General features: G+C 36.5%; 22 protein-coding genes. 21 read left to right on the forward strand and 1 reads right to left on the reverse strand.

Going from position 1 to position 22,824, the window contains the following annotated elements; genetic code table 11:
* The first annotated feature begins 72 nt into the window (after positions 1-72).
* Together rny and EKM63_RS03655 are read left to right on the forward strand one after the other, a co-directional pair.
* Positions 73-1,638 (forward strand): ribonuclease Y, encoded by a 1,566-nt coding sequence (gene rny, locus EKM63_RS03650; RefSeq protein ID WP_125703823.1) that lies wholly within the window; start codon positions 73-75, stop codon positions 1,636-1,638.
* A 118-nt stretch (positions 1,639-1,756) separates the two neighbouring features.
* Positions 1,757-2,839: a glycosyltransferase family 4 protein gene (locus tag EKM63_RS03655; RefSeq protein WP_125703825.1), complete on the forward strand. Its 1,083-nt coding sequence runs from the start codon at positions 1,757-1,759 to the stop codon at positions 2,837-2,839.
* Positions 2,840-2,879: 40 nt separating this feature from the next.
* On the opposite strand, the gene EKM63_RS03660 is transcribed toward EKM63_RS03655, so the two are convergent.
* Positions 2,880-3,518, reverse strand: a complete 639-nt coding sequence (locus EKM63_RS03660; protein ID WP_125703827.1) for a YigZ family protein — start codon at positions 3,516-3,518, stop codon at positions 2,880-2,882.
* Between the two features lie 33 nt (positions 3,519-3,551).
* Here EKM63_RS03660 and EKM63_RS03665 point away from each other — a divergent pair, with 33 nt between their 5' ends.
* The 19 genes from EKM63_RS03665 (at position 3,552) to EKM63_RS03755 (ending at position 22,813) form a co-directional block, all read left to right on the forward strand.
* Positions 3,552-4,859 carry a DEAD/DEAH box helicase family protein gene (locus EKM63_RS03665; protein WP_164504897.1) on the forward strand — a complete coding sequence of 436 codons (1,308 nt, stop codon included), beginning with the start codon at positions 3,552-3,554 and terminating at the stop codon, positions 4,857-4,859.
* Positions 4,860-5,152: 293 nt separating this feature from the next.
* Complete coding sequence (locus tag EKM63_RS11410) at positions 5,153-5,536, forward strand: ComF family protein (protein ID WP_192917682.1); 384 nt, start codon at positions 5,153-5,155, stop codon at positions 5,534-5,536.
* Positions 5,537-5,631: 95 nt separating this feature from the next.
* A complete protein-coding gene (gene hpf / locus EKM63_RS03675; protein WP_125703832.1) occupies positions 5,632-6,180 on the forward strand; it encodes a ribosome hibernation-promoting factor, HPF/YfiA family in 549 nt (182 codons plus the stop codon).
* Between the two features lie 278 nt (positions 6,181-6,458).
* Positions 6,459-8,819, forward strand: a complete 2,361-nt coding sequence (gene secA, locus EKM63_RS03680; RefSeq protein WP_125703834.1) for a preprotein translocase subunit SecA — start codon at positions 6,459-6,461, stop codon at positions 8,817-8,819.
* A gap of 42 nt (positions 8,820-8,861) precedes the next feature.
* A protein-coding gene (prfB, locus tag EKM63_RS03685; protein ID WP_191988651.1) for a peptide chain release factor 2 occupies positions 8,862-9,978 on the forward strand; the annotation gives its coding sequence in 2 pieces (ribosomal slippage) (positions 8,862-8,912 and positions 8,914-9,978; 1,116 coding nt in all).
* 2 nt (positions 9,979-9,980) lie between these two features.
* On the forward strand, positions 9,981-10,649 hold the full coding sequence (locus EKM63_RS03690) for a response regulator transcription factor (protein WP_125703838.1): 669 nt from the start codon (positions 9,981-9,983) through the stop codon (positions 10,647-10,649).
* 2 nt (positions 10,650-10,651) lie between these two features.
* Complete coding sequence (locus EKM63_RS03695; RefSeq protein ID WP_125703839.1) at positions 10,652-12,298, forward strand: sensor histidine kinase; 1,647 nt, start codon at positions 10,652-10,654, stop codon at positions 12,296-12,298.
* 106 nt (positions 12,299-12,404) lie between these two features.
* A complete protein-coding gene (locus EKM63_RS03700; protein WP_377768718.1) occupies positions 12,405-13,280 on the forward strand; it encodes a phosphate ABC transporter substrate-binding protein PstS family protein in 876 nt (291 codons plus the stop codon).
* A complete protein-coding gene (gene pstC, locus EKM63_RS03705; protein WP_125703843.1) occupies positions 13,281-14,201 on the forward strand; it encodes a phosphate ABC transporter permease subunit PstC in 921 nt (306 codons plus the stop codon).
* Positions 14,201-15,088 carry a phosphate ABC transporter permease PstA gene (gene pstA / locus EKM63_RS03710; protein ID WP_125703844.1) on the forward strand — a complete coding sequence of 296 codons (888 nt, stop codon included), beginning with the start codon at positions 14,201-14,203 and terminating at the stop codon, positions 15,086-15,088. The genes pstC and pstA overlap by 1 nt, the downstream gene beginning before the upstream one ends.
* Before the next feature lies 1 nt (position 15,089).
* Positions 15,090-15,899: a phosphate ABC transporter ATP-binding protein PstB gene (gene pstB / locus EKM63_RS03715; protein WP_125703846.1), complete on the forward strand. Its 810-nt coding sequence runs from the start codon at positions 15,090-15,092 to the stop codon at positions 15,897-15,899.
* Between the two features lie 12 nt (positions 15,900-15,911).
* Entirely contained in the window at positions 15,912-16,676 is a 765-nt protein-coding gene (gene pstB / locus EKM63_RS03720) for a phosphate ABC transporter ATP-binding protein PstB (RefSeq protein WP_125703848.1), read from the forward strand.
* Positions 16,677-16,689: 13 nt separating this feature from the next.
* Positions 16,690-17,370 carry a phosphate signaling complex protein PhoU gene (gene phoU, locus EKM63_RS03725; protein ID WP_125703850.1) on the forward strand — a complete coding sequence of 227 codons (681 nt, stop codon included), beginning with the start codon at positions 16,690-16,692 and terminating at the stop codon, positions 17,368-17,370.
* A 58-nt stretch (positions 17,371-17,428) separates the two neighbouring features.
* Positions 17,429-17,710 carry a PspC domain-containing protein gene (locus EKM63_RS03730; RefSeq protein WP_125703852.1) on the forward strand — a complete coding sequence of 94 codons (282 nt, stop codon included), beginning with the start codon at positions 17,429-17,431 and terminating at the stop codon, positions 17,708-17,710.
* A 15-nt stretch (positions 17,711-17,725) separates the two neighbouring features.
* On the forward strand, positions 17,726-18,088 hold the full coding sequence (locus EKM63_RS03735) for a phage holin family protein (protein WP_125703854.1): 363 nt from the start codon (positions 17,726-17,728) through the stop codon (positions 18,086-18,088).
* Between the two features lie 63 nt (positions 18,089-18,151).
* The gene (gene hprK, locus EKM63_RS03740) at positions 18,152-19,111 is read left to right on the forward strand and encodes an HPr(Ser) kinase/phosphatase (protein ID WP_125703856.1); all 960 of its coding nucleotides are present in this window, start codon (positions 18,152-18,154) and stop codon (positions 19,109-19,111) included.
* Complete coding sequence (gene lgt, locus EKM63_RS03745; protein WP_125703858.1) at positions 19,111-19,923, forward strand: prolipoprotein diacylglyceryl transferase; 813 nt, start codon at positions 19,111-19,113, stop codon at positions 19,921-19,923. The genes hprK and lgt overlap by 1 nt, the downstream gene beginning before the upstream one ends.
* A gap of 63 nt (positions 19,924-19,986) precedes the next feature.
* Positions 19,987-20,934 carry a thioredoxin-disulfide reductase gene (trxB, locus tag EKM63_RS03750; protein WP_125703860.1) on the forward strand — a complete coding sequence of 316 codons (948 nt, stop codon included), beginning with the start codon at positions 19,987-19,989 and terminating at the stop codon, positions 20,932-20,934.
* Positions 20,935-21,094: 160 nt separating this feature from the next.
* Complete coding sequence (locus EKM63_RS03755) at positions 21,095-22,813, forward strand: phospho-sugar mutase (protein WP_125703861.1); 1,719 nt, start codon at positions 21,095-21,097, stop codon at positions 22,811-22,813.
* Positions 22,814-22,824: the final 11 nt, after the last annotated feature.

Below are 22,824 nucleotides of genomic sequence, written 5' to 3' on the forward strand. Positions count from 1 at the left end.
GTATGTAAAAATTTTGTAACATACTAAGATTTTACAAACAAATTAAAAAGTAAAAGAGATGGAGGTGATGGCATGTTTAATGCTGTCATAACCCTCTTCTTTGCCTTAATAACATTGGTAGTTGGAGCCTTTTTCGGATATGCACTATGTAAAGACTCTTACGAAAAAAAACTTTCACAAGCTAAACAGACAGCTGAAGATATTGTTGCAGATGCAAAAAAGTCTGCTGAATCCTTAAAGAAAGAGACTTTACTTGAAGCCAAGGATGAAGCACATAAATATCGTGAGAAGACAGAAAACGATTTGAATGATCGTCGTAAAGACGTTAAGAAACAAGAAGATCGTATTCTCGAAAGACAAGATATTTTGGATAGAAAAGACCAATCGTTGGAAAAACGTGAGGAAAACATCGAAAGAAACGAAAACAATATTTCCGCTAAAGAAAATGAACTTGATGAAAAAGATAAACAATTGACCGATACTCTCAATGAACAAAAAGCGGAATTGACGAGAGTAAGCAATTTGACTAGAGACCAAGCACGTAAAATAATTTTGGATGATTTAAACAAGAAGCTTACTCATGAAAGAGCTTCAATGATTAACGAAAGTAATGAACAAGCTAAGCAATATGCTGATAAAGAGGCTAAGTCATTGATTGTTGCCGCTATTCAACGTAGCGCCGCTGACACTGTTTCTGAATCAACAGTCACCACAGTATCATTGCCAAACGAAGATATGAAAGGCCGTATTATTGGTCGTGAGGGACGTAACATCAGAACCATCGAGGCTTTAACTGGTATCGATTTGATTATTGATGATACTCCTGAGGCAGTCGCTCTAAGTGGATTTGATCCAATAAGAAGAGAAATTGCCCGTATGGCACTTGAAAAACTTATCGAAGATGGTCGTATCCATCCAGCACGTATCGAGGAAATGGTCGATAAAGCGCGCAAGGAAATGGATGATCGTATTCGTGAGCTTGGTGAACAAACTATTTATAGTCTAGGAATTAGTTCCGTAAATCCAGATTTAATCAAAATTATTGGACGTATGCAATATCGTACTAGTTATGGTCAAAATGTCTTAAGTCACTCAATCGAAGTAGCTAAGTTATCCGCTGTTATGGCTGGTGAGTTGGGTGAAGATGTTACTTTAGCAAAACGAGCAGGGTTACTTCACGATATCGGTAAATCTATCGACCGTGAAGTTGACGGATCTCACGTAGAAATAGGTGTAGATATCGCCACGAAGTACAAAGAACCAGAAGTAGTTATCAATACAATTGCTTCACATCATGGGGACGTTGAACCAACTTCTCTCATTGCAACAATCGTTGCTGCTGCTGATGCAATTTCAGCCGCAAGACCTGGCGCAAGATCCGAGTCAATGGAGAACTACATTCATCGTTTGGAGAAACTTGAAGAAATCGCTAATAAGCATGAAGGTGTTGATCACTGTTATGCTATTCAAGCTGGTCATGAAATCAGAATCATGGTAAAACCTGAAGAAATTTCTGATGATCAAGCAGCAATTCTTTCAAGAGATGTCAAAAACGAAATTGAAGATAACCTCGAATATCCTGGCCACATTAAGGTCACAGTTGTTCGTGAGGTTAGAAAAGTTGAATTAGCAAAATAGAAAATTAGGAATGGTATTTGACCATTCTTTTTTTTGTTTAAAATTCTTTTTAGTATTGCCTATCGTTAATGTATAATTAAACTATTATTGGAAAGTGGATCTTGGGGGTATAACAAGTATGTTTAGTGTGATAGTGAAGTTATTTTTGACAATGATTCTGTCAGCTGTAATAACTCCCTTTGTAATAAAACTTGCATATATTTTGGGTGCGGTCGATAACCCTAATGCACGTCGAGTAAACAAAAAACCAATGCCAACTATGGGTGGCTTGGCTATTTTTATTGCGTTTACCTTTTCGACTTTTGTTTTATTGAGAAACCAGTTTCCTTCGCATGAATTGTTCAGTGTTTTCTTAGCTGAAACAATTATCGTGTTAACGGGTATCATTGACGATATTCGAGAATTGTCTCCAAAGGCTAAAATGGCAGGTATCTTCGTCGCATCATTAGTTATTTATTTCCTTGCTGGAATAAGAATGAACGAAGTTGTCTTACCAATCATTGGTTCCTTCAAACTTGGTTGGTGGAGTTTCCCAATAACTATAATTTGGATACTTGCCATAACCAATGCCGTTAACTTGATTGATGGGCTTGATGGATTGGCTACTGGAGTTTCGATTATTGGACTATTCACGATGGGGATAGTTGGTTACTTCTTCTTGAATATTACTAATGTATATGTTGCAATATGGATTTTCGCTTTAGTTGCCGCATTGGTCGGATTTCTACCGCACAACTTCCATCCGGCAAGTATATTCCTTGGTGATACCGGGGCACTGTTCATAGGGTTTATGATTGCTGTGTTCTCGTTGAAAGGTTTGAAAAACGTAACTTTCATTACAATGTTGATTCCCGTGGTTATCTTGGGTGTTCCAATCACAGATACCGTATACGCGATGTTACGTCGTTTCTTGAATAAGAAGCCAATAACGCAGGCAGATAAACACCATTTACATCACCGCTTGATGCAATTAGGATTATCTCACCGTCAAACAGTATTAGTAATTTACGGTTTAGCATTGGTATTTGCATTTATTTCATTGCTATATCCATTATCAAGCTTCTGGGGCAGCGTGTTGCTAACGATAGCGTTACTACTGGGGCTTGAGATGTTTGTCGAGTCCATTGGATTAATGGGAGATAATCGACAACCATTATTACATTCAATTCAAAAATTTATTAAACGTTTAGAGAAAAAATAATGAGCTGAGTAAAGTGTTTTTACACTTACTCAACTCATTTTTAATTTGCATTAATAGGAATTTGTTTAAAGGCTTGATCTGTTTTTTTAAATTTTATCTGATTCTGGAATTGATCAGTAATATCTTGAATGATCACATTTTGAGTTTCCAAATCAAGGAATACATCAACTGTAACGTCAGTAGAAAATTGCTTGTTTTCCAGCAGAATTTTTGAATTGTTGGCGTAGTTTTCAAATTTATCATAAAGATGATATGGAATGTTTAGATGATAGCCTTGCTGCAAGCGGTTTTCGACTAAACCAATTTCTTTGATTCCTTCAGCAGTTGTTGAAGAATATGCGCGAATCAGACCACCGGCTCCCAACTTGATACCACCGAAATATCTAGTCACGACTGCAGTAACGTTGGACATTTCTTGTTGTTGTAGAACATTTAATATCGGTGATCCAGCAGTTCCACTAGGTTCACCGTCATCAGACATCCGCTCGATCAATACGTTTTCTTGAACAATAAAGGCATGACAGTTGTGAGTTGCGCTGGATTCTTGCTTTTTTATCTTAGCTATAAATTCATTAGCCTCCTGTTCACTGTTAGTTTGTGCCAAATGTACGATGAATTTAGATTTCTTAATGTCTTTTTCATAAGAATCAGTATGAGCAATCGTTTTAAAATTTTCCAAAAAAATATTAGCTCCTTTTGCGTAATTATAAGTATGGATAAAATTAGTGAATTAAATGGTGGAAGAATCATTGATACTAGATTACTAACACAAGTACAGTCTAGTCAAATCTTGGAGAATGGTAGTCGTTGTGTACCCGCATTTGTCGATGACATTTGCCATAGATGTGGGACACGGGTTCAAACGGACATATTCAAGGGGAAGAAAGTTTATTGTCGTGGCTGTCTTAATTTTGGGAAAATATATTTAGATGATCAATTAATCATAACAAACAATGAAGTGACTTTTGGTCAACAAAGTTTTCCATTGACGTGGCGAGGACAACTCACTGAAATGCAACGAACAATCTCAATGAAGCTGATCGAATCATTTTATCAATCTGAAGATCATTTAGTTTGGGCAGTTACTGGAGCCGGAAAAACCGAAATGATTTTTCCACTTATTGCGGAGGCAATTAAGAATGATAAAAGGATTGCGATTTGTTCACCAAGAATCGATGTCTGTATTGAATTATTCCCACGGATCAAGGCTGCCTTTGAGAATACAAGTATAGCTTTGTTTCATGGTCGTTCGGACGAAGAATATCATTGTACGCAAATAATGATTGCTACAGTGCATCAGTTGATTAGATTTGAGCAGGCTTTTGACGTATTGATAATTGATGAGGTGGACTCATTTCCACTCGCAGGGGACATCATGCTTGAACGGGCAATCGAGAAATCTAAAAAGCCAAACGGAATGAATGTATACTTATCCGCCACTCCACCGTTACATTTGTTAAACAGAGTAGATGCAAAAAATCTCAATCTTTCTAAAATGTATCAGCGGTTTCATCAGCATCCGCTACCTGAACCTAAAACGCATCTATTATTTAAACCCAGTAACTTTACGAAAATAAATCCGAGATTGAAATTTAGAATTGAACAACTAGTAAAACTGCATGAAAAATTTATGTTGTTTTTCCCACGTATCCCAGAAATGTTGGAATTCGAAAGTAATCTTAGAAAATCTTTTCCAGATTTAAAAATGGTTTCAGTTAGTTCTAAGGATGCTGACAGAATCAATAAAGTAGGGATGTTTAGAAATGATGAAGTACAAGCGATACTGACAACAACAATTTTGGAACGAGGCGTGACCTTCCATCAAATCACAGTTATTGTGATCGACGCTGATGCCAAAGAATTTTCGAAAACGGCATTGATCCAAATTGCAGGTCGAGCAGGACGCTCAAAGGATTCACCAGATGATGAAGTTCATTTCTATTACAATTATTATTCTCGCCAGATCAAGTTGGCCTGTGATGAAATTAAATCGGTAAATAAGCAGGCTAGAAAGAAGTGATTTGCTTAAATTGTGGGCAGCAGATCACTAGAAACCTATCAGTGTCTGAAATATTAACTTTTTCTCAAATATCTGATCGTTCAATTTGCGATTTTTGTAATCGACAGTTAGTCAAACTTTCGGAATTCGAGGTTTGTTCGCGATGCAGTAAAATCACAACTCTAAAAATATGTAATGATTGCACTGATTGGGAGGAAAATCATAAAATTATTAATCAACATTTTGCGATTTATGGGTATAATCAGTTTATGCATGATTATTTTAAAAAATATAAGCGATATGGTGACGTTTTAATGGCAGATTTATTTTCACATGAGATCAGACATTGGGCGTTGCGACACAAATTTGATTTGGTAACTTATATTCCAAGCAGTCCAAGTCATTTTGATGATCGTGGATTCGACCCTGTATATGAATTGTATCAAGATATTTTTTCATTAGAGTCAGTTTTCCTGAAGCAAGATGCTGACAGACCTCAAGCACAAAAGAATAAGCTGGAGCGTTTGAATACACCACAAACTTTTCAATTAAAAGTTGATTTTCGGAAAAAGGACAAAAACATGAAAATGTTGATTTTGGATGATATATACACGACAGGCCGGACTTTACTGCATGCCAGAGCTGTTTTGGAAATGGCTGGTTTTCAAAATATTTATACTTTTTCATTATCTCGCTAGTGAAACCGTTGCCAGTTTGCTCATACAATTATATAATCAATGTGAGGAGTGATCTTAGCTCTAAAGATTCCTTATCACCGGAAGGAGAGGTTTTTATGTTAACAATTAATGTACGTGGCGAAAATATTGAAGTAACACCCGCAATCCGTGATTACGTTGAAAAGAAAGTTTCTAAAATGGAAAAATATTTCAGCGAAGATAGTAATCCTATTGCCCATGTCAACTTGAAGATTTACCCATCAAAAGGAACAAAGGTTGAGGTTACCATACCACTTCCATATATTACTTTGAGAGCTGAAGAAATGAACGACGATATGTATGCAGGTATCGATCTAGTAATTGACAAGCTTGAGAGACAAATCAAGAAATTCAAGACAAAGGTTAACCGTAAAGACCGTGAAAAACCAGGCATCAAGGACATTCCATTGGATGATGTATCACCTGAGGATGCCAAAGAAGACGAGTCACAAATCGTTAGAACAAAACGTCTTTCATTGAAACCTATGGATGCAGAAGAAGCTGTACTTCAAATGGAAATGTTAGGCCACGAATTCTTCATTTTTGAAGATTCAGAAACTAACGGTGCAAGCATTGTTTACAAACGTAACGATGGTAAATATGGCTTGATCGAAACAAACGAATAAAACTTGGGGTCTGGAGGAATCCAGACCTTTTTTGATGCTCACAAATTATGTAAATAAAACTTAATATGTGTTTTAACTCCAGTATTACGCCAATCATAGATGGGCGTTTTTTTAGTTATCCTTAACTTATGCAAAATAGTCCACATGCTTAAAAATAAGGTGTAGAATAAAAACTCTGGAAGTGTACTTTCCGTTTATCACAAGATTAAGTTTAAAAGTACATTAAATAATGATAGAATAGTAGATATGTTTATAACGTTTAGGAGAGATATACAAATATGGCAAATCCATTAAGAAGATGGGTCGAAAGCGATAAAAGAGAAGTTAGACGTATGGGCAGAATTGCCGATAAAATCGAAGCATTAGCTGATGATTACGGTAAAATGTCAAACGAACAACTCCAAGCTAAGACACCTGAGTTTAAAGAGAGACTGAAAAAGGGCGAAACATTGGATGATATTTTGCCAGAAGCCTTCGCTACAGCCCGTGAAGGTGCTAAAAGAGTTCTAGGACTATATCCTTTTAGAGTTCAATTAATTGGTGGTATTACACTTCATGAAGGTAATATTGCTGAAATGAAAACTGGTGAAGGTAAAACTTTAACAGCTACTTTACCAGTTTATTTAAATGCTTTAGCAGGCAAAGGTGTACACGTTGTTACTGTTAACGAATACCTTTCTGGCCGTGATGCTAAAGAAATGGGTGAGTTATACCACTGGTTAGGTTTGACCGTAGGATTGAACGTTAACCAACTTGATGCAGAAGAAAAACGTGAAGCTTACAACTGCGATATCACTTATTCAACAAACAGTGAACTAGGATTTGATTATCTTCGTGACAACATGGTTGTTTACAAAGAACAAATGGTTCAACGTCCACTTAATTTCGCCATCGTTGATGAGGTCGATTCAATTTTGATCGATGAGGCTAGAACACCTTTGATCATTTCTGGTGCTGCTGAAAAATCTACAGCAATGTACGTTCGTACGGACAGATTTGTTAAGACTCTTGTTGAAGATGACTACAAGATCGATTGGCCTACAAAGTCAATCAGTTTAACTGAAACTGGTATTAGAAAAGCTGAAGATTACTTTGGTTTGGATAACTTGTATGACATTGATAACACTGTCTTGAACCACCATTTGGATCAAGCTTTGCGTGCCAATGAAATCATGCATTTGGATATTGACTACGTTGTTCAAGACAACGAAGTTAAAATCGTTGATCAATTTACTGGTCGTGTTATGGAAGGTCGTCGTTATTCAGATGGACTACACCAAGCTATTGAAGCTAAAGAAGGCGTAGAGATCCAAGATGAAACAAAGACAATGGCCAACATCACTTACCAAAACTTCTTCCGTATGTATGACAAGCTTTCTGGTATGACTGGTACAGCCAAAACAGAAGCTGAAGAATTTAGAGAAATCTATAACATGGAAGTTGTTTCTATTCCAACTAACAAACCTGTTATTCGTGACGATAAAGATGATGTTCTTTATCCTACATTGAAGAGTAAATTTGCTGCTGTTGTTAAAGATATCGAACAACGTCACGCAAAAGGACAACCTATGTTGGTTGGTACTGTTGCCGTTGAATCTTCAGAATATCTTTCAAAATTATTGAATGAAAAAGGCATTCCACATGCTGTTCTTAATGCTAAGAACCATGCTAAGGAAGCTGAAATTGTTATGAACGCCGGACAACGTGGTGCGGTTACTATTGCTACCAATATGGCTGGTCGTGGTACTGATATCAAACTTGGACCTGGTGTTACTGATTTAGGTGGACTTGCTGTTATTGGTACTGAACGACATGAATCACGTCGTATTGATAACCAGCTTCGTGGTAGATCTGGACGTCAGGGTGATCCTGGTGTTACTCAATTCTACATGTCACTTGAAGATGACTTGATGAAACGATTTGGTTCTGAAAGAATCAAGAATATTCTTAAAGCACTTCGTGTTGAAGAGGATGATCAAGTTATCCAAAGTAGAATGATGACTCGTCAAGTTGAGTCAGCTCAAAAACGTGTTGAAGGTAATAACTACGATACACGTAAGAATACTTTGCAATATGATGATGTTATGCGTGAACAACGTGAAGTTATCTATAAAGAGAGAATGGAAGTTATCTCTGAAGACGAAGATCTAGACAAGGTATTAATGCCAATGATCGAACGTACAATTGATGCTCAAGTTGATGTTCATACTCAAGGTAAAAAAGAAGAATGGGATCTTCCAGCAATTGTTGATTTTGCTAAAGCAGCAATTGTTTCAGATGAAAACTTTAGTGTTGTTGATATTCAAATGCGTGATGCTGATGGAATCAAGAAATATCTTATGGACTTAGTTCACAAGAATTACGATGAAAAAGCAGACTCACTTGGAGATCCAGCACAAATGCTAGAATTCGAAAAAGTTGTTATTCTTCGTGTTGTTGATGAACACTGGACAGATCATATTGATGCAATGGATCAATTGCGTCAATCAATCGGACTCCGTGGTTATGGACAACTTAATCCATTAGTTGAATATCAAGAAGAAGGATATCGTATGTTTGAGGAAATGATCTCTGACATCGAATATGACGTAACTAGATTATTCATGAAGGCTGAAATTAGACAAAATATGGAAAGATAAAAAACAGGCCTTGGCCTGTTTTTTTTATACAAAGGTGAAAATATGGAATTTGGTGAAATAAAAAGTAATATTTCCGAAATAGAAGAAAAAATCGATCAATTCCGGAGGTCTCTTTGACTTAGAAAATTTGGAAGAGAGTATTGCCGAGAACGAATCTCGGATGACTCAAAATGGTTTTTGGGATGATCATGAGAAAGCCCAAAAACTGATCGATGAGAACAACTTGTTAAAAGATAAGTATGACAATTTCAAGAACCTTGAACAATCTTCTGAAGATCTGTCTGTTTTGGCAGAATTGTACCAAGAAGATGAAGATCCCGAGTTGATGGAACAATTAGAGGATAACTTGGAAAGTATCAATAAAGAAATGCAGACTTACGAATTAACAATGTTGTTATCTGAACCATATGATTCGCACAATGCAATTTTAGAAATACATCCTGGTGCTGGTGGTACCGAATCACAAGACTGGGGTGAGATGTTACTTAGAATGTATGAACGCTGGGCAGACCAGCATGAATTTAAAGTAGAATTTGAAGATTACCAACCAGGTGACGTGACCGGAATAAAGAGTGTTTCCATCATGATAACTGGACCAAATGCTTACGGCTTATTGCGCTCTGAACGTGGAGTTCATCGTTTGGTCAGAATTTCACCATTTGATTCTGCAGGTAGACGCCATACCTCATTTGCCTCGGTTGATGTCATGCCGGAATTGGATGATTCCATCGATGTAGAAATCAACGACGATGATTTGCGAGTTGACGTTTTCCGTTCATCAGGTGCTGGTGGACAGCATATCAATAAGACTTCATCAGCCGTTAGGATCACACATATTCCGACTGGGATAGTCGTCAGTTCACAAGCACAACGTTCACAACTACAAAATAGACAAACAGCTATGAGTATGTTGAAAGCTAAACTTTTCCAAAAAGAACAAGAAGAGCAAGCTAAGCGAAATGCTGAAATCAAAGGTGAACAAATGGACATCGGTTGGGGTTCTCAAATCCGTTCATATGTTTTCCATCCATATACAATGGTAAAGGACCATCGCTCTAATTATGAAACAGGTAATGGTCAAGCGGTTATGGACGGAGATTTGGACCAATTTATTTACGCCTATTTACAATGGAAATTACAAGGGGATAACCCAGACTAATCATGAAAAAGAAAATATTAACAGTTGATGATGAACCCGCAATTTTGGAGTTGATCGACTATAATTTGGAAAACAACAATTATGATGTGAAAAAGGCAACTGATGGTAAGCAAGCTATCGAAATGGTCGAAGAAGAAAAATTTGACCTGATATTGTTGGATCAAATGTTGCCAAAAGTTAGTGGAATTGATGTTTTAAAACGTATCAGAGCTAAAGGGGATGCTACACCTGTCATCTTCTTAACTGCTGTTGATACTGAGGAAAATAAAATCGAGGGTTTGATCAGTGGAGCAGATGATTATGTAACTAAACCGTTTAGCGTCAAGGAGTTACTTGCACGAATCGAAGTAGTTCTGCGTAGATCGGGAAAATCTTCAGGTAAACAGACAGTCTTTAAATTGAACAAATCATTAAAAAGTCTTGATATGGATGGTGTCGATATACCACTGACAAGAAAAGAATTTGAGTTACTGGCATTTCTGATCAAGAACAAAGGAATAGTCGTTTCCCGTGACCAAATATTTGAAAGTGTCTGGGGAATAAATTCTAATTCACAAATTAGGATGGTCGATATCCAAATTAGCCATTTACGTGATAAAATCGAAAAGGAAACAAAAGATCCGCAAATAATAAAAACCGTCCATGGGTTCGGTTATATTTTAGAGGTGTAGGGATGAAAAGAAGGTTAGGTCCAATATTTGGAATCATCATTTCCATTGTCCTTTTTCTGGCATTAGCACTATTTGCTGATAATATTCTTGGAAATTCGCAACGTGCGGCTTTTTCAGATGAAGTAAGTTCATATAATGAATTGAGGAAAAATCACAAGCCAAGCACATCGGCTGATATTACAGATTTAACTTATGTGAACATCAAAGAAAATGGCACTCTTTCAAAGAAGGCTTCAGATTTAATTCATCGTGGTAATTTTTCAATGAGTGAACAATATGCCACCGACAGATCTTTTGGTAATAGAACCATGTTTTACCGTTATAACAATGGCGATTATGTGGTTGCAAAAAAATATTCTCGTTTATGGAATCAAGACCCATTAACATTTACACTTATTGGGATTTTGTTCTTTATAATCGTTGATACAATCGTGATAATTTATTATCGTCAACGTCAAATATTGAAAAAAGATATTGATAGTGTGACGAATAACTTGAGACGTGTTCGAAAGAACAAAGAAATTTCTTCACTCATTTTGTCACCAGATGACGATCTATACGAATTAGTTGAGCAAACTAATCAAATCAATAAAGACATTAGTCAGCTTAGAGAAGATGCAAAACTTCGTGAACGTAGATTTAAAGGATTGATAGGACATCTGCCTATTGGTGTTATGCTGCTAAACTCTCAGGGTGAAGTTTTGTTACATAATCAAGCGATGGCATCGTTGCTAGATGAAAATATTACCGACGATATTCATCCTTTTATTGAGGATGTTAAGACATATGGCTTAAGCCGTATGATCGAACATTCTTTGCGTAAGAATAAAAATTACCATCGAGAGATCCAACTGGTTGGAAATTCTCAAAAATATGTTGACGCAAATGTTATTCATTTGGTTCATACACGAGAAGATTTTGATCAGCAAGTATTAGTTATTCTGTATGATTTGACGGAAAGCCGTCATATGGAACAAATGCAAGTTGATTTTGTAAATAATGTAAGTCATGAGTTGAAGACACCAATAACATCCATCGAAGGATTTTCTGAAACACTACTTGATGGTGCTCAAGATGATCCTGAAAAACGTGAGCACTTCCTGAAAATCATTCATGACGAAAGTGTTAGATTGACGGAGTTGATTCAGGATATCCTTTCATTATCTAAAATTAAAAAGGATAATGATTCAACAGAACTTGTTGATATGGAAACTGACATCGAACGAATTTTGCAAAGTATGGAAGTGTCGATCGATAAACATCATCTTAAAGTTGAGAAAAGCTTCTTTGGCAATAAAGAAGTAACCATCAATCGAGCTAAAGTTAATTTAATTTTGAATAATTTAATCAAAAATGCAATTTCGTATAATAAGGAAAACGGAACCATCAAGATTGCTGTTCATCATGACGAAATCGAAAACCGACTACGGGTTATTATTGAGGACTCCGGTATCGGCATTTCTCAAGATGATCAAAATAGAGTCTTTGAAAGATTCTATCGAGTCGATAGATCACGTAGTTTAGAAACTGGTGGTACTGGATTGGGATTGGCTATTGTTAAAGAGACAGTTGACAATTTAGACGGTAATTTGACAATAGATTCTGATTTAGGATTAGGGACAACGTTTACATTCGAAATTCCTTTATAAAGTTTAAAAAGATTGAGAATTTTTTTCTCAATCTTTTTTGTTTCCACAAATATATACAAAAAATATACATCCATATATTAATATGAACGATATAGAGGTGAGAATATTGAAAAAACGAGTTGTCGCTTTATTTGTCCTGCTTTTTTCTGCTGTCTTTGTGTTGACTGGATGCAAAGGTAGTAATGGACAAGAGACTATCACAGCAGTAGGTTCTTCTGCCGCACAACCATTAGTCGAGTTAGCGGGAGAAGAATTTACCAAGGATAACCCAAATCAGTATGTCAATGTACAAGGTGGAGGTACCGGTACCGGATTGAGCCAAATCCAGCAAGGTGCAGTTAATATAGGTAACTCTGACCTCTATGCAGAGCAAAAAAGTGATATCGATTCTTCAAAATTGGTCGATCACCGTATTTGTGCTGTAGGGATGGTTCCGATAACCAATAAAGATGTGAAGGTAGATTCATTAACAATAAAACAATTGCGTCAGATTTTTTCTGGTGAAATAACTAACTGGAAACAAGTTGGTGGCCAAGATCTTGGAATTACTATCATTAATCGTGCAGACGGTAGTGGTACACGTTCTTCATTTGAGAATGATGTTATGAATGGCACTCCGTTCGCTCGTTCTCAAGAGCAAGACTCAAGTGGTATGGTTCGTCAAATTGTTGACAACACAGCTGGTTCAATCAGTTATTTAGCAATGCCTTATTTAAATGATTCTGTAAAAACTTTGGAAGTTGATCATATTGCACCTACCATCAAAAATATTGAAACGAATAAATGGAAAATTTGGTCATATGAACATTTGTATACTAATGGCAAAGCCACTGGTATGACGAAAGATTTCTTGAATTATATTATGACTGACCATGTTCAAAAAAATGTTGTTCAAAAATTAAGATATGTTCCTATAAATGATATGCAATATGACAAAGATGCGAAGGGTAATGTTACGCCTGTTTCTCAGGAGGGAAGATAATTGAAGGATCCGATTAGGGAAAGTTTACTTAAAAAATCAGTATCAGCAAAAAGGGAGACTAAAGGTAAGATAATTTCTTTTAGTTTCACTGCTATTATCGTTATTTTGGTTGTAACAATTATTGGATTTGTTGCATCTAGAGGATTAATTATCTTCTTTAAAGATGGAGTTAATCCAATAGATTTTTTGACTCATTCAGTTTGGACACCAAATAAATTAGATAGTGCAGGTCATCCTATTGTTGGTGCTGCACCAATGATTATTGGCTCGTTTGCAGTTACTGTTATTGCTGCCTTGATAGGTACACCATTTGCTATTGCAGCGGCAATTTTTATGACCGAGATATCGCCAAAATGGGGAAGGAAGATACTCCAGCCAGTTATTGAATTACTAGTTGGTATTCCATCAGTTGTTTATGGTTTCATTGGACTGACAATTGTTGTTCCATTTGTACGAAACATCGCTGGTGGTAGTGGTTTTGGTATCCTAGCAGGGTCATTTGTACTTTTTGTTATGATACTACCCACTATTACGTCAATGTCCGTAGATGCCCTTAGGAGCGTTCCTAGATACTATCGTGAAGCATCATTAGCGTTGGGTGCAACTCGTTGGCAAACAATTTCTCGAGTTATCTTGAGATCAGCTACACCTGGGATTTTGACTGCGGTCATTTTTGGTATGTCTAGAGCTTTTGGTGAAGCTTTGGCAGTTCAAATGGTAATTGGTAATGCGATGTTGTTACCACAAAACCTAGTATCACCTTCATCAACTTTGACAAGTGTTCTAACAATGAACATGGGAAATACAACAATAGGATCGACAGCTAATAATGCCCTTTGGTCATTAGCCTTGCTATTGCTGATCATGTCATTAGTATTCAACTTCGTTATTAGAGCGATTGCTAAGCGAGGTGAGCTCTAATGTTTAACGAAAAAACAAAAGATAAGATTGCCACAGGTGTCATTTACTTTATGTCTGGAATAATCGTATTGATTCTTGCAGGATTATTACTATACATATTAGGAAGTGGACTACGTTATGTTAACTGGCACTTTTTAACTTCTGGATCAAAGGCTTTTCAAGCTGGTAGTGGAATCGGTATCCAACTTTTTAACTCATTCTTCTTATTGATCCTGTCAATGCTTATATCTATTCCTATCGCTATTTCTGCCGGTATTTTCTTGTCAGAATACGCTGGAAAAAATAAAATCGTTGAAGTTATTAGAATTTCAATTGAAGTATTAAGCTCATTGCCATCAATCGTTGTTGGTCTATTTGGATTCTTGATTTTCGTAATTAGTTTTAAATTTGGATTTTCTATCTTGTCTGGTGCGTTGACATTAACAGTTTTCAATTTACCTATTCTTACTCGTAATGTTGAAGACTCATTAAAATCCGTACCACAATCACAACGTGAGGCCGGTTTAGCTTTGGGTCTTTCAAAATGGGAAACTGTCATTCACGTAATCATACCTGATAGCTTACCCGGAATAATTACCGGTATGATCATTGGTGCCGGAAGAGTCTTTGGTGAAGCTGCTGCATTGATTTATACAGCTGGTCAAAGTGCTCCGCCACTTGATTTCTCAAACTTTAATATTTTCAGTATCACAAGTCCGTTGAATCTTTTCCGTCCTGCGGAAACTTTGGCGGTCCACATTTGGAAAGTCAATTCTGAAGGATTGATTCCAGATGCTGTTCAAGTTTCAGCTGGAGCATCAGCTGTCTTGATAATTGCCGTTTTAATATTCAATCTGCTTTCTCGTTACGTTGGAAACTTGGTTTATAAAAAGATGACTGGAGAATAATATGGACGAACAAAAATTAAATCAACAGTATATCTATCATTTGGATGAAGATGAACACGAGATTGCTATGGAAACCAAGGATCTTCAAGTTTTTTATGGCGAAAAAGAAGCAATGCACAAAGCATCACTTCAGTTTCAAAGATATAAAATCACATCACTGATCGGTGCTTCTGGTTCTGGTAAGTCAACTTTCTTGAGGTCGTTGAATAGAATGAACGATAATGTACCTGGAGCCACGGTCAAAGGTCAAATTTTGTATCGTGGACTTGATATCAACAAGAATGATGTTGATATTTATGAAACCAGAAAACACATCGGCATGGTTTTTCAACGTCCCAATCCGTTTTCGAAATCAATCTATGACAACATTACTTTTGCTTTGAAACGACATGGTCTGCATGATAAAAAGAAGCTTGATGAGATTGTCGAAACGACGCTCAAACAAGCTTCATTGTGGGACCAGGTCAAGGATGATCTTGGTAAGAGTGCGTTGTCACTTTCAGGTGGACAGCAGCAAAGGCTTTGCATTGCACGAGCAATTGCCATGAAACCTGATATCTTATTGATGGATGAGCCTGCCAGTGCACTAGATCCTATCTCAACATCTAACGTTGAAGAGACGATGTTGAGTTTAAAAGACAAATATACAATTATTATAGTTACACATAATATGCAACAAGCCGGAAGAATCAGTGATTACACTGCATTCTTCCACTTAGGTCATGTTGTTGAATTTAATGAAACTCGAAAGATATTTACTCGACCTAAGATGGAAACAACGGAAGAGTATGTATCTGGACACTTTGGATAAAGGAAGACAAAAATGGTTGAAGCAAAAAAAATATTAACTTCATCAGACGTCCATTTATTTTATGGAAAAAAAGAAGCTTTACAAGGTATTAATTTAGATTTCGTGGAGAATGAGATCACTGCTTTGATCGGACCATCTGGATGTGGTAAATCAACCTATCTGCGTTGTTTAAATAGAATGAATGATTTGATTCCTGATGTTACTATAACTGGTAATATTGAATTAAATGGAAAAAATATCTACGCACCAAATATCGATACAGTTGAATTAAGAAAACAAGTTGGAATGGTTTTCCAACAACCCAATCCGTTTCCTTTTTCGATTTACGACAATGTTGTTTATGGCTTGAGATTAGCTGGGACTAAAGACAAAGCAACTTTGGATGAAGCAGTAGAAACAAGTTTAAGAAACGCTGCTGTTTGGGATGACGTAAAGGATAAGTTGAATGAAAGTGCCTTATCACTTTCAGGTGGGCAACAACAGAGAGTTTGTATTGCTCGTGTATTGGCAGTTAAGCCGGATATTATCCTGCTCGACGAACCAACATCAGCTTTGGATCCAATCTCTTCATCGCAAGTTGAGAATATGTTGTTAACTTTGAAAGATAAATATACAATAATTATTGTCACTCACAATATGCAACAAGCTTCAAGAATTTCAGACAAAACAGCCTTTTTCTTGAACGGTGAGCTAATTGAAGTAAATGCTACAAAGAATATATTCTTAAATCCTAAAGAAAAACAAACTGAGGACTATATTTCAGGTAAATTTGGATAAGGGGGCAAATTGAATGAGAAGTACTTTTGAAGAACAACTTAATAATTTACATTTAAGATTCTCAGAAATGGGCATGATGGCCAGTGAAGCTATTATGAAATCAGTTAAGGCCTACATTAACCACGATAAGGCCTTGGCAAAAGAAGTAATTGAAAACGACCGTTTTATCAATAAGCGTGAGGTCGATTTGGAGAAAAAGTCATTTGAAATGATTGCACTTCAACAACCAGTTACATCTGACTTACGAATGGTCGTTACCGTATTGAAAGCCAGTTCAGATCTTGAACGTATGGGTGATCATGCTGTAAGTATCGCTCAAGAAACGATTCGAGTTAAGGGGACAACTCGTATTCCAGAAATTGAGAAATTGATTGCTGAAATGGGTGATATGGCTACAAGTATCGTTGAAGATTCATTGGAAGCTTATCTAAAAGAAGACGGACAAATGGCTGAAGACGTTGCTGCAAAAGACGGTGACATCGACAAGCGAGGTAAGTTGATCAATGACATGTGCATCAAGGATATGCAGCAGTCTGTAGACAATGTTATTAGTGGTTCTTCATATATGTTAGTTGAAAGTTATTTGGAACGTGTTGGTGACTATGCCACAAATATTTGTGAATGGGTTGTTTACCTGAACACTGGACATGTGGTAGAACTAAGTCAGAAGCATGTGACTGATACCGAAGAATAGTAGCTTGAAGTTTCCGTCACAATGTTATATATTTTTCTAACAAGTTGAGGTGGAAACCATGAAGAAACGTTTGACCAGATCTACTACAGATCGTTTTGTTGCCGGTGTTTGTGGGGGGCTTGCAGAATATTTTGGAGTAGACTCTACATGGATACGGTTAGCATTTATTGTATTGATTCCATATAGTTTCTTTATGCCGATCGTTGTTTATATTGCCTGTTATTTATTGATTCCTGAAAAAAGAAATATTCAAAGGGCAAGTTTTAGACATAATGTAAATAATCCGTTTCATCGGCTCCATTCTCATGCAAGATCAACAAATTCTGAAAAGAAGAAATGATGAGGATGAAAGATAATGAGATTATTGATCAAAACAGCAATTTATACACTATTGTTTTTAGCAATAGCTGCATTGTTGCCAAATATGTTCAGAGTTGACACACTTGCAACTGCAATCATTGCTAGTTTTATCCTGGTGTTGTTGAACTGGACTGTGAAGCCTATATTACACATTATTTCCTTACCGATAACATTTTTGACGTTTGGACTGTTTTCATTTGTGATTAGTGCTATCACTTTAGAAATTACATCAGCATTGCTATCTGGTCGTTTTTATTTTAGTAGCTTTGGTTCTGCCTTAGTTGTTGCAATCATCATGGCAATCTGTAATTCAATTATTAATGGTTTTGCTAGAGACAATTTTCAAAAACGCGGATAGACGCGTTTTTTTTATATGCAAATTGATGATAGAATTAATAAAAAGAGTTGGAGAGGTTAGAGTATGGCAAATTTTGTAACTGTTACTGATTTAGTAAAAGATAATAATTTAAAAGTATACGGTGGCGAAGAATTACTCGATGATAAAAAGATTACGACGAGTGATATTTCTAGACCCGGTATCGAATTAACAGGTTATTTTGATTACTATCCAAGTGAACGTATTCAATTGTTTGGACAGACAGAATCTGCCTATTCACATTCGATGACTGATAATAATCGCTATAAGGTCATGTTGGAGTTGTGTAGAGAAGATACTCCGGTATTGTTGGTTGCACGTGACATCACTCCTAGTGATGAATTACTTAAGGCAGCGAAAGCACATAAGGTCCCAGTTATTGGATCTGCATTACCTACAACTAGACTCTCAAGTTTGATCACCGAATATTTGGATGAAAGATTAGCACCCAGAGAATCTGTTCACGGTGTTTTAGTCGACGTATACGGTATTGGTATTCTCTTGACTGGTCATTCAGGTATTGGTAAAAGTGAAACAGCTTTGGAACTTGTTAAAAGAGGTCACCGACTGATTGCTGATGACCGTGTAGATGTTTATCAACAAGATGAGAAGACAATTGTCGGTGAAGCGCCAAAAATTTTGAATCATTTGCTTGAGATTCGTGGTATTGGAATTATTGATGTCATGAACTTATTTGGTGCTGGTGCAGTGCGTTCTTCAAGTGATATTCAATTGATCATCAACCTGGAAGATTGGTCTCCAGATAAAAATTATGATCGTTTAGGTTCAATGGAAGAGACTCGTAATTTCTTTGATGTTGGTGTTCCTCAAATTACTATTCCAGTTAAAGTTGGTCGTAATATTTCAATTATCATTGAAGTTGCTGCTATGAACTTTAGAGCTAGAAAAATGGGCTTTGATGCAACAAAGAAATTTGAAGAAAACTTGGGATCTTTGATCAAAGAAAATGGTCAAAAAAATTCCGATGATGGAGACGATAAGTAATGACTTTACTTGCATTGAATCCAATTGCGTTTCATTTAGGTAATTTAGAAATACATTGGTATGGGATCATAATTGCTCTAGGTGCTCTAGTTGGAGTAATTATGGCAATGAGAGAAGCAACTCGTCGTGGCATTGATTCGGACAATATTTTGGATCTAGTATTATTTGGTGTTCCAATTGGTTTGATTGGTGCTCGAATTTATTATGTGATTTTTGAATTACCATTTTATATGGCAAATCCAGGTGAAATAATTAAAATCTGGCACGGTGGTATCGCGATATATGGTGGATTGATTGCGGCATTTATTGTTTTACTAGTACTCTGTAAACGTCGAAAGCTCTCAGTTTGGTTGATGCTTGATATTGCAGCACCATCTGTAATGTTAGGTCAAATAGTTGGTCGTTGGGGTAACTTCATGAATCAAGAAGCCTTTGGAGCCAAGACCTCGTTAGATTTCTTGCAGTCATTACATTTACCTCATTTCATTGTTGAGCAAATGTTTATTAATGGAGCCTATCGTCAACCCACTTTCCTTTACGAATCGATGGCCAATCTAGTAGGATTAATAATAATACTTGCCATAAGACATCGTAAGCAGCTTTACAAACGTGGTGAAGTATTCTTAAGTTACTTAGTTTGGTATCCAATCGTACGTTTCTTCGTTGAAGGGATGAGAACTGACAGTTTGTATATCATGCCCGGTGTTAGAGTTTCACAAGTACTTTCAGTTATTTTGCTTATCGCCGCAATCGTTCTGATCATATATCGTCGTCGTAAGAATGATATTCCTTGGTATGTTGAAAAAGTGTGAGCAATTTAATAGCAATTTAAAATAAAAATGGTAATATTTGTTGAGTGTTAAGGAGGTAACGCAATGAAAACTTTCGATGTAGTAGTTATTGGTGCAGGTCCTGGGGGCTTGACTGCAGCACTTTATGCATCCCGTGCTAATTTGTCAGTTATGATTTTGGACCGTGGTATTTACGGTGGACAAATGAATAACACAGCCGAAATTGAAAATTATCCTGGATTTGATTCAGTTTTGGGACCAGATCTAAGTGAAAAGATGTTCAATTCTTCAACTCAATTTGGAGCTGAATTCGGATATGGTGCTGTTGAATCAATCGAGGACAATGGTGCTAAAAAAATTGTGCATACCGATGATGGAGATTACGAAACTAGTGTTGTAATTATTGCAACCGGTTCTGAATACAAGAAAATCGGTATTCCTGGAGAGAATGAATTATCTGGACGTGGAGTTTCATACTGTGCTGTCTGTGATGGTGCCTTCTTTAAGGGACAAGATGTTGCTGTTATCGGTGGTGGAGATTCTGCTGTTGAAGAAGGAGTTTACCTAACTCAACTTGCAAAATCCGTTACAATTATTCACCGTCGTGACCAATTGCGTGCCCAAAAGATCCTTCAAGATCGTGCATTTAAAAATGATAAAATTAAATTTGTTTGGAATGCCGACGTAAAAGAAATCGTTGATGAAGACGATAAAGTTGCTGGTGTTCGTTATGTAGATAAAGAAACTGGTGAAGAACATGTTGTTCCCGCTAAAGGTGCTTTTATCTATGTTGGAATTCAACCAATGACAGAATCATTCAAAGGACTTGGAATTTTGGATGATGCTGGTTGGATCGATACTGATGACCACATGAAAACTAAAGTTGCTGGTATTTATGCTATCGGTGATGTTCGTAAGAAAGACTTGCGTCAAATCACTACAGCTGTCGGTGATGGTGGAATTGCTGGACAAGAAGCCTTCAATTACATCCAAACATTGTCAGATGCAGATACAAAAGTAACTTCAAAATAGTTAATAAGTGAGAGTTTAGGGATGACCTGAACTCTTTTTTTGTACCCTTTTTAAGTTAGATTTAATTATTTTCAGTTAGTATGGTGACATTCATTTTTATTATTGGCCTTGATTGCTATAATGTAATGTAAGGACTTACAAAGTAGGAGGACCGTCAAACATGTCTTGGCAAGAAAATATGAAACGTTGGCTTGATTATTCTGAATTGGATCCAGAGTTAAAGTCAAAATTAAATGATTTAAAAAATAATTCTGAGGAAGCTGAAGAAGCTTTCTATTCACCCATGGAATTTGGAACTGCTGGTATGCGAGGTGTTATTGGACCCGGAATCAACAGAATGAATATCTATACAGTCAGACAAGCAGCTGAAGGTTTGGCATTATTCATGGACACATTGGACGATAAAACAAAATCACGTGGTGTAGCGATCAGTTTTGACTCAAGATATCACTCACAGGATTTTGCAATTGAGTCAGCCAAGGTTTTGGGTGCACATAACATCAAGAGTTATGTTTTCGATAGCTTGAGACCCACTCCAGAATTATCTTTTGCTGTCAGAAGTTTGCATACGTATGCGGGAATCATGATCACCGCTAGTCACAATCCTAAGCAATATAATGGATTCAAAATTTATGGTCCTGATGGTGGTCAAATGCCTCCTGTTGAATCTGATAAAATTACCGAATTTGTTAGAAAAGCTGAAGATTTATTTTCCATAGATGTTAAGACCGTTTATGAATTACGAGACCAAAAGTTGATGCAACTGATTGGCGAAGATGTTGATCAAGATTATTTGGCAAAACTAGATACAGTTGTTGTAAATCATGACTTGATCAAAGAAGTTGGCCATAAGATGAAGTTTGTCTATACACCGCTTCATGGAACAGGAAAAATGATTGCTCCTCGAGTATTTCAAGATTTAGGCTTTGAGAACTTCAGTATGGTCACTGAACAGGCAATCTTAGATCCTGAGTTCTCAACAACTCCGTTTCCAAATCCAGAATTTGCTCAGACATTTGATTTGGCAATTGAACGTGGCAAAAAAATTGATGCTAATATTTTGATTGCTACTGATCCGGATGCTGACAGATTAGGTGCTGCTGTTAGACAACCAGATGGTTCATACAAATTAATGACAGGTAATCAAATTGCTTCTGTCTTGTTAAATTATTTGTTACAAGCTAAAAAAGAAACCGGTACTTTGCCAGATAATGGTGCAGTCGTTAAATCGATTGTCTCTTCTGAATTAGCAACTAAGATTGCTGAAAAATATGGCGTGAAAATGTATGACGTTTTAACTGGTTTCAAGTATATTGCCGAGAAAATTGAAAACTTCGAAGAAACTGGAAGCCATGAATTCTTATTTGGATTTGAAGAGAGTTATGGTTATCTTGTAAAATCCTTTGTTCGTGATAAAGATGCTATGCAATCAACTATTTTATTAGCTGAAGCTGCTGCTTATTATGAATCAAAAGGTAAGACAATTTATGATGCCTTAGAAGATCTATATCAAGAATTTGGATATTATCGTGAAAAAACCATTTCTAAGACTTTTGATGGCGTGTCAGGTAAAGCTAGAATGGCAGAAATCATGAAAGAATTCCGTGAAGAAGGACTCAAAGAAATTGATGGGGTACCAGTTGTCGAATCCTTAGATTATCTCAATGGAACAGATATAACTTCTGCTGGAACTAAAGACACTGGCCTACCAAAAGCTGACGCCTTGAAATATATTTTGGAAGATGGAACTTGGGTGGCTATTAGACCTTCAGGTACTGAGCCAAAAATGAAGTTCTATATAGGAATCACAAGTGACAGTGATGATAATGCTGCCAAAAAATTAGATGATTTTGCTAAAGAAATCGATAGTTGGGAATAGTAATCTAAGTT

Source organism: Companilactobacillus mishanensis (assembly GCF_003946505.1).
Taxonomy (GTDB): Bacteria; Bacillota; Bacilli; order Lactobacillales; family Lactobacillaceae; genus Companilactobacillus; species Companilactobacillus mishanensis.

Bases quoted from the DNA above. Each gene is read 5' to 3' on its own strand.
- pstB (WP_125703846.1), top strand. From the start codon at position 15,090: ATGGACGAACAAAAATTAAATCAACAGTATATCTATCATTTGGATGAA.
- hprK (WP_125703856.1), top strand. From the start codon at position 18,152: ATGGCAAATTTTGTAACTGTTACTGATTTAGTAAAAGATAATAATTTA.
- EKM63_RS03730 (WP_125703852.1), top strand. From the start codon at position 17,429: ATGAAGAAACGTTTGACCAGATCTACTACAGATCGTTTTGTTGCCGGT.
- pstA (WP_125703844.1), top strand. From the start codon at position 14,201: ATGTTTAACGAAAAAACAAAAGATAAGATTGCCACAGGTGTCATTTAC.
- EKM63_RS03655 (WP_125703825.1), top strand. From the start codon at position 1,757: ATGTTTAGTGTGATAGTGAAGTTATTTTTGACAATGATTCTGTCAGCT.
- EKM63_RS03665 (WP_164504897.1), top strand. From the start codon at position 3,552: ATGGATAAAATTAGTGAATTAAATGGTGGAAGAATCATTGATACTAGA.
- hpf (WP_125703832.1), top strand. From the start codon at position 5,632: ATGTTAACAATTAATGTACGTGGCGAAAATATTGAAGTAACACCCGCA.
- rny (WP_125703823.1), top strand. From the start codon at position 73: ATGTTTAATGCTGTCATAACCCTCTTCTTTGCCTTAATAACATTGGTA.
- trxB (WP_125703860.1), top strand. From the start codon at position 19,987: ATGAAAACTTTCGATGTAGTAGTTATTGGTGCAGGTCCTGGGGGCTTG.
- EKM63_RS03695 (WP_125703839.1), top strand. From the start codon at position 10,652: ATGAAAAGAAGGTTAGGTCCAATATTTGGAATCATCATTTCCATTGTC.
- lgt (WP_125703858.1), top strand. From the start codon at position 19,111: ATGACTTTACTTGCATTGAATCCAATTGCGTTTCATTTAGGTAATTTA.
- EKM63_RS03735 (WP_125703854.1), top strand. From the start codon at position 17,726: ATGAGATTATTGATCAAAACAGCAATTTATACACTATTGTTTTTAGCA.
- secA (WP_125703834.1), top strand. From the start codon at position 6,459: ATGGCAAATCCATTAAGAAGATGGGTCGAAAGCGATAAAAGAGAAGTT.
- EKM63_RS03690 (WP_125703838.1), top strand. From the start codon at position 9,981: ATGAAAAAGAAAATATTAACAGTTGATGATGAACCCGCAATTTTGGAG.
- phoU (WP_125703850.1), top strand. From the start codon at position 16,690: ATGAGAAGTACTTTTGAAGAACAACTTAATAATTTACATTTAAGATTC.
- pstB (WP_125703848.1), top strand. From the start codon at position 15,912: ATGGTTGAAGCAAAAAAAATATTAACTTCATCAGACGTCCATTTATTT.
- EKM63_RS11410 (WP_192917682.1), top strand. From the start codon at position 5,153: ATGGCAGATTTATTTTCACATGAGATCAGACATTGGGCGTTGCGACAC.
- EKM63_RS03755 (WP_125703861.1), top strand. From the start codon at position 21,095: ATGTCTTGGCAAGAAAATATGAAACGTTGGCTTGATTATTCTGAATTG.